Origin of the sequence: Halarchaeum sp. P4 (assembly GCF_051195175.1) — an archaeon.
In the GTDB taxonomy this organism is placed as follows: domain Archaea; phylum Halobacteriota; class Halobacteria; order Halobacteriales; family Halobacteriaceae; genus Halarchaeum.
Map to the genome: position 1 here is coordinate 1 of NZ_JBNTKC010000004.1, position 15,727 is coordinate 15,727.

The 15,727-nt window shown below is 68.5% G+C and carries 6 protein-coding genes; 2 read left to right on the forward strand and 4 right to left on the reverse strand.

Features of this window, described 5'->3' with window-relative positions:
• Nucleotides 1-290: 290 nt before the first annotated feature.
• From ACQUS8_RS13150 to ACQUS8_RS13160, 3 genes are all read right to left on the reverse strand, one after another.
• Nucleotides 291-1,562 carry an MFS transporter gene (locus tag ACQUS8_RS13150; protein WP_435101821.1) on the reverse strand — a complete coding sequence of 424 codons (1,272 nt, stop codon included), beginning with the start codon at nt 1,560-1,562 and terminating at the stop codon, nt 291-293.
• 134 nt (nt 1,563-1,696) lie between these two features.
• Entirely contained in the window at nt 1,697-2,734 is a 1,038-nt protein-coding gene (locus ACQUS8_RS13155; protein ID WP_435101823.1) for an NAD(P)-dependent alcohol dehydrogenase, read from the reverse strand.
• Nucleotides 2,735-2,804: 70 nt separating this feature from the next.
• Entirely contained in the window at nt 2,805-3,227 is a 423-nt protein-coding gene (locus tag ACQUS8_RS13160; protein ID WP_435101825.1) for a hypothetical protein, read from the reverse strand.
• A 267-nt stretch (nt 3,228-3,494) separates the two neighbouring features.
• On the opposite strand from ACQUS8_RS13160, the gene ACQUS8_RS13165 reads away from it, so the two are divergent.
• A complete protein-coding gene (locus tag ACQUS8_RS13165) occupies nt 3,495-6,056 on the forward strand; it encodes a PAS domain S-box protein (RefSeq protein WP_435101827.1) in 2,562 nt (853 codons plus the stop codon).
• 82 nt (nt 6,057-6,138) lie between these two features.
• Here the strand turns inward: ACQUS8_RS13165 and ACQUS8_RS13170 are convergent, their stop codons facing one another.
• Nucleotides 6,139-6,279, reverse strand: a complete 141-nt coding sequence (locus tag ACQUS8_RS13170) for a hypothetical protein (protein WP_435101829.1) — start codon at nt 6,277-6,279, stop codon at nt 6,139-6,141.
• A gap of 575 nt (nt 6,280-6,854) precedes the next feature.
• Between ACQUS8_RS13170 and ACQUS8_RS13175 the strand changes: the two genes are divergently transcribed.
• A complete protein-coding gene (locus ACQUS8_RS13175) occupies nt 6,855-15,587 on the forward strand; it encodes a PGF-CTERM sorting domain-containing protein (RefSeq protein WP_435101831.1) in 8,733 nt (2,910 codons plus the stop codon).
• The last annotated feature ends 140 nt before the right edge of the window (nt 15,588-15,727 follow it).

The following is a 15,727-nucleotide window of genomic DNA, read 5'->3' on the forward strand; positions in this document are numbered from 1 at the left end:
ATCTCGAAATCAAGAACTCAAGTCCATTGCAGAACGTCAAACGGTGTAACCGCTTGCTTCATCCGATGATTAAGCAGACCTATCTAACAACTGCTTCAGACTCCGTTCTGAAGAAACCGTACTACAAACGACTCGTAACACTCGATATCTATAGATGAGCTCGGCGAGTGTCGCGGGGCTTGACCTGAGGTGGGTCACTGTCTGCCACTTGGCCCGAACACTCGACACGTACTGTGTCGGCGTGCCTCTGCTGTCCGTACCGCCAGAACCCCGAAGCGGCCGCGAATCGCTCACGCCGTCCCGACGTCTGCGTGTCCGTCGACGAATCGGGTCAGGACGAGCAGCGCGAGCGCCGTCGTCGCCAGTCCCACCGCCGCGACGGCGAAGAACGTGACCTGCACGCCCACGCGCTGGATGAGGTAGCCGAAGACCGGCGGCGCGACTGTGCTCCCGAGCATGATGCCGACGGTGACGATGGCGAAGCTCTTTGCGACCGTGCCGTGTGTGGCCAGGCGTTCGGTGAGTTGGTCGCGGGCAGGGCCGGCCATGCTTCTGACCGCGCCGAGGAGCAGGAACAACCCGACCGCGAGCACCGCCGGAACGACGTTCGCGGCGACGATTGCGACGAGGAGCGTGAAGCCACCGAAACTGGCGACGAGGATGTAGCCGCCGCTGAACTGGTCGGTCAGGTAGCCCCCGAGCAGGATTGCGCCCGCGCCGACGACGAAAATGCCCGTGAGCGTGAGGTTCGCGAGCCCCAGCGAGACGCCGTAGACGTCCGTTAGGAAGACGACGGCGTACGTCGTCACTCCCCAGTTCGCCGTCGAGGAGAAGAGCGTGAGCAGGGCGACCGCAAGGATGCCGGGGGCGGCGACGAGCGTCCGGAGTTCCGCGGCGACGCGTTCGCGAAGCGGTGTTTCGCTCGCGGTCGCCTCGACGTTCGGCGCCGTGATCGCGTCGTCGACGCGCCAGCCGACCAGTGCGGTGACGATGACGGCATACAGGAGGCCGACGGCCCCGATGAGGCCGACGCCATGTCGCCAGTTGAATCCGGGTATTGCGAGGATGGCCGTGATGACGACGGGCGGTGTCGCGAAGCCGAGACTGCCACCGAAGTTGTACACGCCGAATGCACGCCCGCGGGTGTCGTCGCTCGTCGCGTCAGTGAGGAGTGGATAGTGGGCGGGGTGGTGGCCGGCGACGCCGAGGCCGAGGATGACCTGCCCGAGCACGAGTTCGGGGAAGGAGGTCGCGAGCGCCGTGACGAGCGCGCCGACCGCCCCCAGGACCGAGGAGAGGCCGAGCGCGATCGTTCGGTCGTAGTGGTCGGCGAGATAGCCGAAGGGCAGCTGGAACGCGGTGTTGACCAGCGCCTGCGCGCCGAGCGCGAGCCCCAGCATCCCGATCGAGACCTGCAGGTCTCGCGAGAGAATCGGGAGGATGGGCGGGAGGAGGACGAGGAAGGCATGGTTGAAGAACTGCGAGCCGCTGATGAGGCCGACGACGAGTGCCGTCTGTTCCTCGACGGCGCCAGCCATCTCGCGTATTCGGGAGACCGGCATACGGAGAAGCCCACGAGGCTTCCGCTAAACGCTAACTGTTCCGGAAAAGCGCTCGTCGCGACGCTCAGTTCACTCCATCAACGACAGGACCGATGCCCGGACTCCTGGTCTCGGTCACCGTCGTCGGCCCCGAGTCACGGCCGGATGACGGCGCGCCCCTCGATTTCGTTGTGTTCGAGTTTCTCGGCGACGTCGTTGATCTCCTCGAGGTCGTATTCGGTGGTCGTGAGGTGGATTTCGCCCTGCTCGACGAGCGCGACGAGTTCTTGGAGTTCGGTGTAGGTGCCGACGAGGTTCCCTCGGTAGGCGAACTCGCCGTTGACGAGGTCCTGGGCGGGCCGATGGACGTGGCCGCCGTAGCCGATGATGTGGTGGTCGCCGCCGGGCGTGACGATTTCCGGGGCGAGGTCGGTGGTGGCGTCGGCGCCGACGAAGTCGAGGACTTGGGTGGCGCCCGCGCCGTCCGTGATGCCGTCGATGGCGTCGGCGACGTCCTCCTCGCTGGAGTCGACGGTGTAGTCCGCGCCGAGTCGGTCGGCGAGGCTGAGCGCCTCGTCCTTGACGTCGACGGCGATGGTCTGGGCGGCGCTCATCGCCTCGATGGCCTGCAGGCCGATGTGGCCGAGGCCGCCGATACCGATGAGGACGCAGTAGTTCCCGGGGACGAGTTCGCGCGTCGCCTTCTTCGCGGCGTGATAGGCGGTGATGCCGGCGTCGGCGTGCGGCGCGATGTCGACGGGGTCGACGTCCTCGAGCGTGATTGCGGCGCGCTCGGACGTGAGGAGGTATTCGGCGAACCCGCCGTCCGTGTCGAGGCCGGAGAACGCCGAGTTCTCGCAGTACATGTCTTCGCCGAGCCGACAGGCGCGACACGTGCCACAGGTCCGAACGGGGTGACAGATGACGGCGTCGCCCTCCTCGACGGCCGTGACTTCGTCGCCGACTTCGACGACGGTGCCGGCGTTCTCGTGGCCGAGCGTCATCGGGAGGTCCTGCTCGACGTAGTCGGTCCACATGCCCTCGATGATGTGGTTGTCCGTCTGGCACCAGCCGGCGCCCTCGACGGCGACGATGATCTGGTCGGACGCCGTAATCTCGGGGCGCTCGACGTCCTCGATGGTGAGGGCGTCGCTCATGTCGTCGGTGTAGTCGTGGAGTCGTGCAGCGCGCATGTGCGACGGGTAGGCGGAGTATCGACTTAATTCGTGTGTCCGGCTACCACACGTATGGGGGTGGCGCTCGCTACAGCGAGCGGTCGAGCGAGTCGGTGAGTTGCTGCTGGGTGTCGAGGCCGTTCTGGAACTGGGTGACGAGTTCGGCCTGATGTGTCGGACACAGGAGGGACGCGACGGCGCCGCCCCGGACGGGGATGACGAGCTGCGTGGGGTTGTGCGGGGCGAGTCGACAGCTCGGACAGGAGATACCGCCGGCCGGGCGATGCTCAAGAAGGTCGGGCGTCGTGGCCGTCGCGTACCCACAGATCGTGGCGAACTCCTCGAGGTGCTCGGGGCAGCCGATGAGCGGGGCGGTGAAGGTTTCGAGCAGAAGGAAGGAGGGGGAGTGGGCGCGACGGGCGGTCAGGGCCTCCTCGCAGGCGTCACACTGGACCGACGGATGGTCGTCGCCGTCCTCGGGTCGTCGCGGGGGACTATCTGCCGGAGACATACCGCCCGTAGGTCGGCTACACGGGTAAAGGATGGGTGCGAATGTCGCGAGACGTCCTGCCGAAGGACTTGCCGGCAAAGTACTACGGAGGAGATAAGTATATATAACAGAACCTGTTTCGTACGGAGTAGACCAGTCAGCGCCGGTCGATAGCGCGAGCGGACTGACTGACCCTCCCCCCATGCTTGACAGCCAGACGCAGTCCACCAGCAGGAGTCCCGACTGTCCTGCTGTTCCCCCCAGGCGAATCAACCGAGGTGGTGTGACGTGACCGCGCCCGTCGCCAGCCAGCAGGCCGGCATACAGGTGCTCTACGTAGACGACGACGGCGAGCGCGCCGACCGCCTCGCGGCCACGCTCACGCAGGCCAACGGCCGATTCGACGTGACGACGGCGGCGAGCGCCGAAACCGGCCTCGACCGACTGGCCGCGGAGGCAGTCGACTGCGTCGTCGCCGACTACGACCTCCCGGAGTCCGACGGCCTCGAGTTCCTGCGGGCGGTGCGTGCCACGCATCCGGACCTCCCGTTCGTCCTCTACACCGCCGACGGCTCGGAGGACGTCGCGAGCGCCGCGATTACCGCCGGCGTCGACGAATACCTGCAGCGCGACGCCGACGAGACGGACGTCCTCGCGGAGCGGCTCGTCTCGCTCGTCGAGACGGAGCGCGCCGAGTCAACGCGCAGCGACATCCAGCGGCTCTTCTCGGAGGTCGCCGACCGCACGAACGACGTCCTCTGGTTGTTCACCGAGGGCTGGGAGGACGTCGTGTTCATCAACGACGCCTACGAGGACGTCTTCGGCCAGTCACGCGACGCACTCGACGAGGACCCCGTCGCGTTCCTCGACGTGATTCCCGAGCCCGACCGCGAGCGCCTCGCGGAGACGATGAGCGACCTCACGGCGGGCGAGTCGATGGACATCGAGGTGCGCGTCGAGGACGGCTCGACCACCCGCGAGGTCTGGATCAAGGGCGAACCAATCACCGACCACACGGGGACGGTGACACACGTCGGCGGCTTCACCCGCGACGTGACGGAGCGGAAGCGACGCGAGCGCGAACTCGCGAGCGCCGAACGCCAATATCGGGCGATGTTCGAGGACCCGAACATCCTCGTGGGCGTGCTCGCGCCCGACGGAACGGTTCGTGACATCAACCCGACCGCGATGGAGTACATCGAGGGCGACGTCACGGACGTCGTCGGCGAGCCGTTCCCGGAGACGCCATGGTGGGGTGACGACGACGCCCTCCAGACGGACGTCGAGGAGTGGGTGTCGCGCGCCGCGGACGGCGAGTACGTCGAGTTCGAGGCGGACATCGAGGGCGCGGACGGCACCCGCACGGTCAGCGGCGTCTTCCGCCCCGTCCGTGACGACGACGGCGACGTCGTCTCCATCATCGTCTCCGACCGCGACATCACCGAGCGCAAGGAGCGCGAGCAGGAACTCGAGCGCTACGAGGCGTACCTCGAACGCTCCACGGACGTCATCACCGTCATCGACGTCGACGGGACGATGCAGTATCAGAGCCCGTCAGTCGCGCGGACGCTCGGCTACGAACGCGGCGCACTCCTCGGACAGAACACCCTCGACCTCGTCCACCCCGACGACGTCGACGACGTTCGTGACACCCTCCAGACACTCGTGGAGAACCCCGAGGCCGCCGTGACGGTCGAAGCGCGCTTCGAGACGGCGGACGGCGAGTGGCGCTGGCTCGAAGTCCGCGGTCGAAACTACCTCGACCACCCGGACATCGAGGGCATCGTCACGAACAGCCGCGACATCACCGAGCGCAAGCGCAACGAAGCCGAACTCGTCCGAATGCGCGACCTCCTCGAGCGGACCGAGCGCATCGCGGACGTCGGCGGCTGGGAGGTCGACGCCGAGACGCTGGACATCTTCTGGTCGGAGCACCTCTTCGACCTCCTCGGCGTCGACTACGAGGAGGAACCACCGTTGGACGAAGCGCTCGACGCCTATCACGAGGCGGACCGGCCGGTCGTCGAGGACGCCATCAACACCGCGCTCACGGACGGCGAGCCGTTCGACATCGAGGTGCGCTTCCATCGATCGGACCACGAAACCGGGTGGCTGCGCGTCCAGGGCGTTCCCGTCCACGAGGACGGCGAGGTCACCGTGCTCCGTGGCGCCGCCCAAGACATCACCGAGCGCAAGCGCGACGAGCGCGAACTCGCACGGCAGAACGAGCGCCTCGAGGAGTTCGCGAGCGTCGTCTCCCACGACCTCAAGAACCCGCTCAGCGTCGCCTCTGGCTACCTCGACCTCGCGCGCGAGAACCACGACAGCGACGCGCTCGCGGAGGTCGCCTGCGCGCACGACCGGATGCGCGATCTCATCGAGGACCTCCTGACGCTCGCACGAACCGGCGAGCGTGTCCAGAGCACCGACGCGCTCAACCTCGCGCGGGTCGCCCAGGACGCGTGGCGACACGTCCCCACCGCGTCCGCAGAACTGGTGGTCGTGAGTAACGCGACGGTGCGCGCCGACGAGAACGTCCTCCAGCAGCTCTTCGAGAACCTCTTCCGGAACGCCGTCGAGCACGGCGGCGAGGACGTGACCATAACCGTCGCCGCCCGCGAGTGCGGGTTCATCGTCGCCGACGACGGCGCGGGCTTCCCGGACGACCACCACGACCAACTCTTCGAGGCGGGCTACACGACCGAAGCATCGGGGACCGGTTTCGGCCTCGCCATCGTCGAGCAGTGCGCGGACGCGCACGGCTGGACGATTGATACGGCCGATAGCGTCGACGGCGGCGCTCAGTTCGAACTCTCCGGCGTCACCGTCGAGGACGTCCTCGACGGGTAGGCGGCCGGCGCGCGCGACGTCTCGCGTCCGCCGCGACCGTTGTCGAGTCGGTACGTGGATGGAGAGAACGAAGGAGAGAAATCTACGACGAGTCCTCGACGGCGTTGTTACAGACGGTACAGATGTCTGACTGCCACGGAACGGTCATCCGGATCGCCTGCGTCTGCTCACAGTAGTCACAGTACGCCTCCCGCGTTGCCCCCTCGGTTGAACTCATTGACATTACGGGAAACAGTCGGCGTAATGGCCAAAAGGGTTTTGGGTGTGGAAGGACGCGCCGGTTAATCGACACAGCGGTGAGACAGCGCCCAGACACCGCCTTGTCCGGAGTTCTGGATACGCCCACGAAGCGCGAGCCCCACGGACGGCGCTCGCAGCATCGGCCGACCCGACCACGGCAAGCGACCAGTGCTCGGTTGACGCGACGCCAGCGAGCGAACGGGAGCGACGGCACCGAGACGTACTGCATCCGCGACGGAGCGGAACGGCGCTCGTGTCACTGTCGCCGTGTATCGCCCGACTACCGACCGTGACTCCGGCTTCCTGATACGTCCAGTCACCCCGCACACCGGAGTTCAGCGAGTGCGACGAGGCCGTAGAAGGCGATCGCAGCATGACGTTCGGGCGGAGTCGACACCGTCGGCTAGCGTTGTTGGGTTACCTAACTAAAATGCGTAAGCGTCAGAGATTGTGAAATACGGTATCACTAACTGGATGGGATAGAGACAACCACTCACTTATGCATACCGGCCGACACGAGCAGCGACAAGAGACAGAGTGTTATATATGGGGTGTGCGATGAAGCGCGCTCGCGCCCTCGCACTCGCCACCATCGTGTTCGTCAGTGCCATCGCCGGCCCGATCTCGTTCGCCGGCGCCGCGGCGACAGCCACCTCGAGTGGCCCCGTCGTCGAGAGCGGCACAGTATCGACGAACACGACGACGGCAGGAACGACGTACAGTGCCACAATCAGGACGTACATCGAGGACACGAACACCTCGACCGGCGTCTCGGACGCACGCGCGAACGTGACGCTCCGAGGGTTCAACCTGACCGGCGCGTCGACGGCGAACGCCGTCGTCACCTCGACCGGGAGCGAGAAGAACACGACGAACGTCACCACGACCGTCGTCCCATCACGTGACACCGTCACGCTCACGTGGGACGGCAGCGGCGGGAGCGCGAACGACACGCTCCGCGCCGAGTTCTACCTCTCGAGTGCGACGGCGCCCACGACCACCGGAACGTACAACGTGAGCGTCGCCGTCGACGAAACGCCGGGCGTCTCCGGTGGCTCGGACACGGCCACTATCGCCACAGTGGACGTCACCCCCGAGCCGATCGAGGGGGTCGTCTTCGGGCCGAGCGGGACGAACGTGACCGGTGATACGGTCTTCGCGCTCACGTCGAGCGGCGTCGCGGCGTCGACGCAGGTCACCGCGAACGGCAGCTACGCGCTCGACGTTCCGGGCGGGACGGCGTACCAGCTCGCCTACTACGAGAACGGCCCGGACGTCCCATCATACCCCGCGGACTCGATCGCGGACGTCTACGCCCCGAACACCACCGCGACGGCCGGTGACTTCGTTAGCATGCAGGTCGGCGCGAGTCGCCACCACGTCCGCGTCCTCGACGACACGCAGACGCCGGTCGCGAACGCCTCCGTCGACGTCGTGCTCAACGGCACGAGCGTGGGTATCGGCGGCTGGACGAACGAGAGCGGCTACCTCGTGCTCGAGGGCGCTGCGAGCGCGGGTATCGACCTCGCGAACGCGAATGCGACCGTCGGCGTCTCGACGCCGAACCGGAGCGCGCTCGGGGACGCAAGGGTCGGCCTCAGCGCGTCGTCGCCGACGACCACCGTCGTGCTCCCGACACAGGAGACGACGACGTCCGAGACGGTGCGGCTGAACGGCACCGTGCTGCGGCCGGACAACTCGACATCGCCACGCGACTGGATCGTCGTCGCGTCATCGACGGCCGGAGTCGCGACGAACCTCAGCGCGAGCGGGACGTACAACGTCTCCGTCGAACGCAACACGACGTACGAACTCTCCTACTACGAGAACACACCGCCGGGCGACCCCACGACCGCGGTCCGTGACGGCGTTCCGGACACGGCCGTCCTCGGGACGGTGAACGCCTCGGCGAACGTCACTCGCGGACCGACCACGCTCCCCACGGCGAGCGTCGTGAACGTCACCGTCCGCGACGAGTCCGGCGACCCCGTACCGAACGCCACGGTCACCGTGGAGAGCGAGAATCAGGCCGGCTTCGCGTCGCTCCCGGTGAACGCTGAGGGCGAACTGCAGGTGAACGGCACGACGCACACCGGCGTCGAACTCGCCGACGGGAACGCGAGCGTGGCGGCCCGCCTCACGCAGAACGGCACGGTCGTCGCGTCGAACCACACCACCGTCACGGTGACCGGACCGACGAGCGTCACGCTCACCCTCGACGTGACGAAGAACTCCGAGGGCGCGTCCGGCGGCGGGTCGGACGGCGGGTCGAGCACGCCGTCGACGGTCACGGTGAACGGCACGGTGACGTACGCGAACAATACCGCCGCGTCCGGGCACCGCGTCTTCGCCGTCACGAACGAGAGCGTGCAGTACACGGACACGGACCCGAACGGGTGGTACGAATTCGACGTCCCAAGTGAGACGCCAGTCAACGTCGCGTTCTTCGAGAACTCGAGTGCGCCCGGCGTCCCGACGCAGGTCCGGGACGGCGTGCCGGACTTCTACGGCATCGCGACGGTGAACCTCACGGCGAACACCTCGCTCGGCCACACGGTCCTCCCCGAGGGCCACGTGCTCGACGTCACCGTCGTGAACGAGACGGGCGCGCCCGTGGAGAACGCGAGCGTGCTGGTGCGAAACGAGACGAACATCGGCTACGGCGGCCTCCCGGTCGACGCGCAGGGGCGCCTCCACGTCCCGAACGCCACGGGAACCGGGCTCGAACTCGCGAACGACACCTACGTGGTGAACGCCACGCTCCCCAGCGGGGACGGCGCCACCGCGTCCAACCGGACGACCGTCACCGTCGCGGGTGAGACGAGCGTCACGCTCACCCTCGACGTGAACACCACGAGCGGGGACTCGGACGGCGACGCCGCACAGACGCGCCGATCGCCCGTCAACGTCACGCTCAGTGCCCTCGCCGGGAACGGCACGCCGAGCGACCCCTACCGTCTCACGAACGGGAGCGAGTTGAACGCGGTCCGCCAGAACCTCTCGGCGCACTACGTCCTCGCGACCGACATCGACGCGTCGAACACCCAGTACTGGCACGACGGCCAGGGCTTCGCGCCCATCGGTGACAGCTGGCCGCGCTTCACCGGGACGTTCGACGGGAACGGCCACACGATTTCCGGCCTGACCATCGACCGCCCGGGAACCTACGAAGTCGGCCTCTTCGCCTCCTCAGCGGGGCGAATCACGAACCTCACGCTCGCCGACGTCGCAGTCCGTGGCGGCGACACCACCGCGGCGCTCGTCGCCGAGAACGACGGCGTCGTCGCGAACGTCACCGTCACCGGGACGGTCACCGGCGAGACGGCAGGCGCGCTCGTCGGGCGACACGGCGGCGGCGCAATCCTGCATTCGACGGCGAACGCCACCGTCCGGGGCGAGTACGGCGTCGGCGGCCTCGTCGGCGAGAGCCGCTCGCTCGTCTTCGCGTCATCCGCGACCGGCCACGTCGTCGGCCAGTCCTCGGTCGGCGGCCTCGTCGGCACCAACGACGGCGTCATCTCCACCTCGTGGGCGAACGCGAGCGTCAACGGCGACTACGGCGCCGCCGGCCTCGCCGGACGGAACTACGAGGGCATCGTCACCGACTCCTACGCCGTCGGCCCCGTCTCCGCGAGCGACGCGGACGAAGCCGGCGGCCTCGTCCCGCCCGACTCCGACGGCACGGTCCGGGACTCCTACTGGGACGTCGCCGCGACCGGGCAGTCCACGTCCGGCGGCGGCGTCGGCCTCGCCACCGCGGAGCTGACCGGGCAGGCCGCGCCGTCGAACATGACCGGACTCGACTTCGAGACCGACTGGACGACGACGGACGGCTATCCGGCCGTCATCGAGTCGGCGACCCCCGCGAACACCACCGTCACCGGGACGCTCGTCGACGCGAACGGCGACCCCGTCCGGAACGCGACGGTGACGCTCGTCGGCCACGGCCAGTCCTCCTCCGTGCCGGTCAATGCCAACGGCACGTTCGCGTTCACGCAGTGGACGACCAACCCGTACGGCGTCCCCGACGGCACGTACACGCTCTCCATCGACCAGCAGCGCGCCGGCTACCCACTCGACGGCGTCCCCGACTTCGCGCCGCTCGGCACCGTCGCCGTTGATGGCACGACGACGCTCAGGAACGTCACCGTCCCGACGGCCCACCGCGTGAACGTCACCGTCCGCGACCAGAACGGGACGCCGGTCTCGAACCTCGCCCTCTCCGCGACCGTCCAGCAGCCGTTCATCGAGCGCTTCGCGCAGACGGACGCACAGGGCCGCCTCGTCTTCGGCGGCACGCCGGGCATCGAACTCGCGAGCGAGACGACGTTCACGGAGACGTCCGAGCGCGTCACCCAGCAGTCGACGGTGCGCGCGAACGGCACGCAGAACGCGTCGCTCACGATGCGCGTCCAGCGCCTCGCGCACGTCCGCATGCACGTCACGCAGAACGGCAGTGACGTCTCGGGCGCGCAACTGCAGACGTCGCTGAACGGCGACGTCGTCGACCAGCAGTCGCTCGACGACGGGAACGCGTCCGTCTACGTCCCGCCGAACGAGACGCGCGCGTTCGGCCTCGTCCAGTCGTGGCGCGGGCCGCGCGACGGCATCCCCGCCGTCTACGCGCTCGACACCGTCACGCCGTCACTCCCCGGCACGAACCAGACCGTGTCCGTGCCGCGCGCGCACGTCCTCAACCTCACCGTGACGAGCGCGGACGGCGTGCCCGTGCAGTCGCACGACATCACCATCTACTCGACGCAGAACAACACGACCACCGCGCTCGACGCGCGGACGAACGCGAACGGCAGCCTCGTCGTCGCGGGCACGCCCGGCGTCGAACTCGCCGGGAACGTCACCGTCGTCCTCGGCGACCGCTACGCGGAGTACACGCCGCGCGTCTGGTCGTTCAACGTGACGTCGAACACCACGCGGACGGTGTCCACCGGCTACGGCTCGGTCACCGGCCGCCTCGTCACCGCTGACGGCACGCCGGTCACGAACACGACGGTGACGCTCGAAGGCCCCGACTACCACGAGCAGTCCGTCGCGGTGAACGCGACCGGCTGGTTCAGCGTCACCGACTGGGAGGGCGGCCTCGGCGGCGTCCCGAACGGTACCTACACGCTCAGCCTCAGTCAGGCCGCCGCGAACTACCCACTCGACGGCGTCGCCGACGTCGGCAACGTCACGAGCATCTCTGTCGCGGCCGGCGCGGACCTCGGGAACGTCACCGTCCCGACAGCCCACCGCGTGAACGTCACCGTCCTCAACCAGGACGACCAGCGTGTCCCGAACGTCCCGCTCCGCGTCTCCCCGGAGAACGTCGACGCGTGGCCGGACGCGCGGACGAACGCGAACGGCAGCCTCGTCATCGGGAACACCACCGGCATCGAACTCTCCGGGCCAGCGGAGGTCTGGGTCGGGACGGAGCGCTACACAATCACGAGCGACAACTCGCTCGCGGGCACGCAGAACGAATCGCTCACGCTCCGCGTCGAGCAGCAGGCGCTCGTGAACGTGAGCTTCGTCGGCCCGGACGGCATGCGAGTCGAGACCCTCGACAGCATGCAGGCGCGACCGGACGGCGGCTGGTCGCGCACGGGCACCACGACGGACGTGACGTTCAGCGCCGAGCCGAACCAGCCGCGGAGCTACGGGACGGTGCAGGCCTACGAGGACTTCCCGCGCGACGACATCCCGGACGTCTACGCGGTGGCGAACGTCTCCGCGCCGCTCCCCGGCGTCGACCTCGGCACGCGGACGATTCCGGCCGCACACCGCCTGAACGCCACCATCACCGACGGGAACGGCACGCCGATCGCGAACCAGCCGCTCACCCTGACGGCGCACAACGGCAGCGCGCGCCTCAGCATCGACGCGCGCACGGACAGCCAGGGTCGCCTCGTCGTCGGTGACACCGTCGGCACCGACGTCGTCGGCACCGTGACGATCGCGGCCGGCGAATACTACGAGGAACCGCAGGCGACGTGGACGCTCAACGTCACGAGCGACACCACGACGACGCTCGCGGTGAACGCCTCGTCGCTCGACGGGAACGTCACCGGCCGCATCGTCGGCCCGAACGGCCATCCCGTCGGTGAGGTCTTCCTCGACGCCGATTCGGAGACCCACTCGGTCGACGTGGACGCACAGACACTCGCGAGCGGCCACTTCGGCTTCGACGCGCCGAACGGCACGTGGCGCATCCACGTGTCCGACCAGCAGCCCGGCGACGGCATCGTCGACACCGGCACGTGGACGCGGACGTGGAACGACTCCGCGTCCCGCTCGCTCGGGACCCTGACGCTCCCCGCCGGCTACGAGTTCGCGCCGCGGCTTCAGGACACGGACGGCACGGCCGTCTCCGCGATCTTCTCGCCGCACGACGGCGGGCAGACGCTCGCGACCGGCGAGAACCACGACACGCGACAGGGGTGGCCGTCGCAGTCGCGTGCGGACCTCCCCGCAGGCACGACGAACTACACCGTCTACGACGAGTGGACGGGTGACGAACTCGGCACCGTCTCCGTGACGATGCCCGAGGAGAACGGCACGCAGACCTACACCGTCGACCACTACGCGGCGGCCGGCATGCCGTCCGCGGACGGCTTCACCGTCGCGCGCAGCGTCCAGGAGAACACCTGGGTGATGCCGACGTGGAGTCTCGAGGAGAACGGCGTGAACGTCGCGCTGTTCGTCCGGAACGCGACCAGTTCGACGAACGCCACCATCACGGAGACGCTCCCGGCGAACTTCACGCTCGACCGGACCGTCGGCCTGCAGAGCGAGGGCACCGGCTCGGTGTCGCTCGTCGAGGCCGACGGGCGGACCGTCACCATCCACGTCTCCGGGAACGTCTCGACCATCCGCTACCGCGCCGCGACGGACGGCACGGACGCGGCCACGCTCAACTGGAGCGGCACCTACGAGCGCGCCGGGACGACGACCACCGCGAGCATCGTCGGCGAAACGACCTACGCAGTGTCGAACACCGACGACGATAGCGGCGGTGACAGCGGCGGCACGGACGACTCGACCGTCCACGTCAACGGCACCGTCACGCGGCCCGACGGCACCAGTGCGGTCGGCGACCAAGTCGTCGTCCTCGACGCCACCGGCGCCTACGAGACGGCGACCGACGTCATCGAGAACGGCGCCTTCAGCGTCGACGTGACGCGCGGCGAGACGCACCACGTGTTCTACTACGAGAACACGAGCGAGCCCGGTCTCCCGACGCAGGTCCGCGACGAGGTGCCCGACTTCGCGCTGCTCGGGACCGTGAACGGCACCACGGACGTCACGCTCGGCCACACGACGCTCGCCGAGGGACACACCCTCAACGTCACCGTCGTGAACGAGACGGGCGCACGCGTGCCGAACGCGAGTGTCGGCGTCGGCCTCGCCGCCGGTGCCGGCGGCGGCTACCACGGCCTCCCGGTCGACGCGCAGGGGCGCCTCCACGTCCCGAACGCCACCGGGACCGGCCTCGAAGTCGCGAACGGCACGTACACCGTCACCGCGCGCTACCACGAGAGCGGCGCCGTCGTCGCCGGCAACCGGACGAACGTCACCGTCGCCGGCGACACACACCTCCGAATCGTCGTGAACACGACCAGCACGCTCCCGCGCACCATCGCGGCCGACGGCTTCGAGACCGACAGCGTCGGCTCGCTCCCCGCGGACTGGTCACGCATGGGCAACGCGAACAGCGCCGTCGTCGACACGGTCGCCTCCGAAGGCGAGCGCGCCCTCCGGCTGACCGGGAGCGCCGGCGGCTGCTGGGAGGCGCTCGCCGGCACGAGCGCGCCCATGCCGGACACGACGCCGCAGAGCAGCGTCGCCATCTCCTTCGACGTCTACCCGACGACGAACGGCACCGAGGGCTGTCACAGCCACCGCGCAGGCGCCGGTCTCAAGACCGGCACCGCGAGCTGGGACACCGACGGTGTCACCCTCATCAACTTCGAGACCGACGGCCACGTCTACGGCTCCGGCGTCGACCTCGGCACCTACGACACGGGCACGTGGACGGACGTCACCATCACCTACCAGCGCACCGACGGCCAGGTGACGCTCGGCTACTACATCAACGGCGACTACCGCGGTCAGGCGACGCGCGAACCGCGCGCCTACGAGGACGCCCTCGACCAGTTCGTCCTCAAGAGCGGCGAGTTCACGAGCTACTACGACGACGTCAGCATCCGGCAGGTGTCCGGGCCCGCAGTCCCCGCCGTCCACGTCAACGGCTCGGTCCTGCGGCCGAACGGCACCGCAGCCACCGACGGCGGCGTCGTCGCGTTCGACCTGCAGGGACCGGACTACGCGAGCGCGGCCCTCAGTGCGAACGGCACGTACGCCCTCAACGTGACCGCGGGCGTCCCGCACAGCCTCCTCTACCTCGCGAACGTGAGCGAGACCGACGACGTCCGGGACGGCGTGCCGGACCTCCACCAACTCGGCGTGGTGAACGCCACGAGCGACGTCGCTCGCGGCCCGACCACGCTCCCGCCCGGCCACGTCCTGAACGTCACCGTGCGGAACACGAGCGGCGCCGTCGTCCCGAACGTCACCGTCGGCGTCGGGAACGCCAGCACGCACAGCGGCGTGACCGGCCTCGCCACGAACGCGAACGGCAGCCTCGTGCTCGACAACGTCTCCGCGACCGGCATCGAAGTCGCGAACGGCACGTACGTCGTGCAGGCACGCCACTGGAACACCACCAACGGCACCGAGACGGTGCGCGCACAGGTGAACGAGACGGTCACCGTCGCCGGGCCGACCGACGTCACGCTCACGCTGAACACCAGCGCGGGCGGGTCGTCCGGCTCGGACGGCTCGACCGGCGGTGGCAGCGACGGCGGCACGGGTGACGACGGCTCCGGCGACTCCGACGACGGCGGGTCCGACGAGACGTCGAGCGCGAACGTCTCGGTCGTGAACGCCTCGCTCTCCACGACCGAGGCCACCGTCGGGGACGACGTCACGGTCACGGCCGTCCTCGAGAACACCGGTGACGCGAACGGCACGAAGACCGTCGTTCTGACGCGCGACGGCGAACCCATCGCGCAGCAGACCGTCACCGTGAACGCCAGCGAGACGAAGACAGTCACGTTCACGCGGACGCTCATGCACGACGGAACGCATACGTTCGCCGTGAACAACGAGACGGCTGGAACCGTCGAAGTCTCCCTCAAGGGCCGCACCAGCGGATCCACGCCCGGCATGGGTGTCGGGACCGCACTCGTCGGCCTCCTCGTCGCGGCAGTCCTCGCACTGCGCCGCGACTAACGGCGCCGCCTTCGTTCGCCGTTTCTTTTCCTAACCCGGTACGGAGCTCCGCCGCGACGAAACAGCGACGCACGAGTCACTGACCGGCGACTGCCTCACGCGCGTTCGCTCAGCAACGAGGACGTCGGTCTAACCGAGCG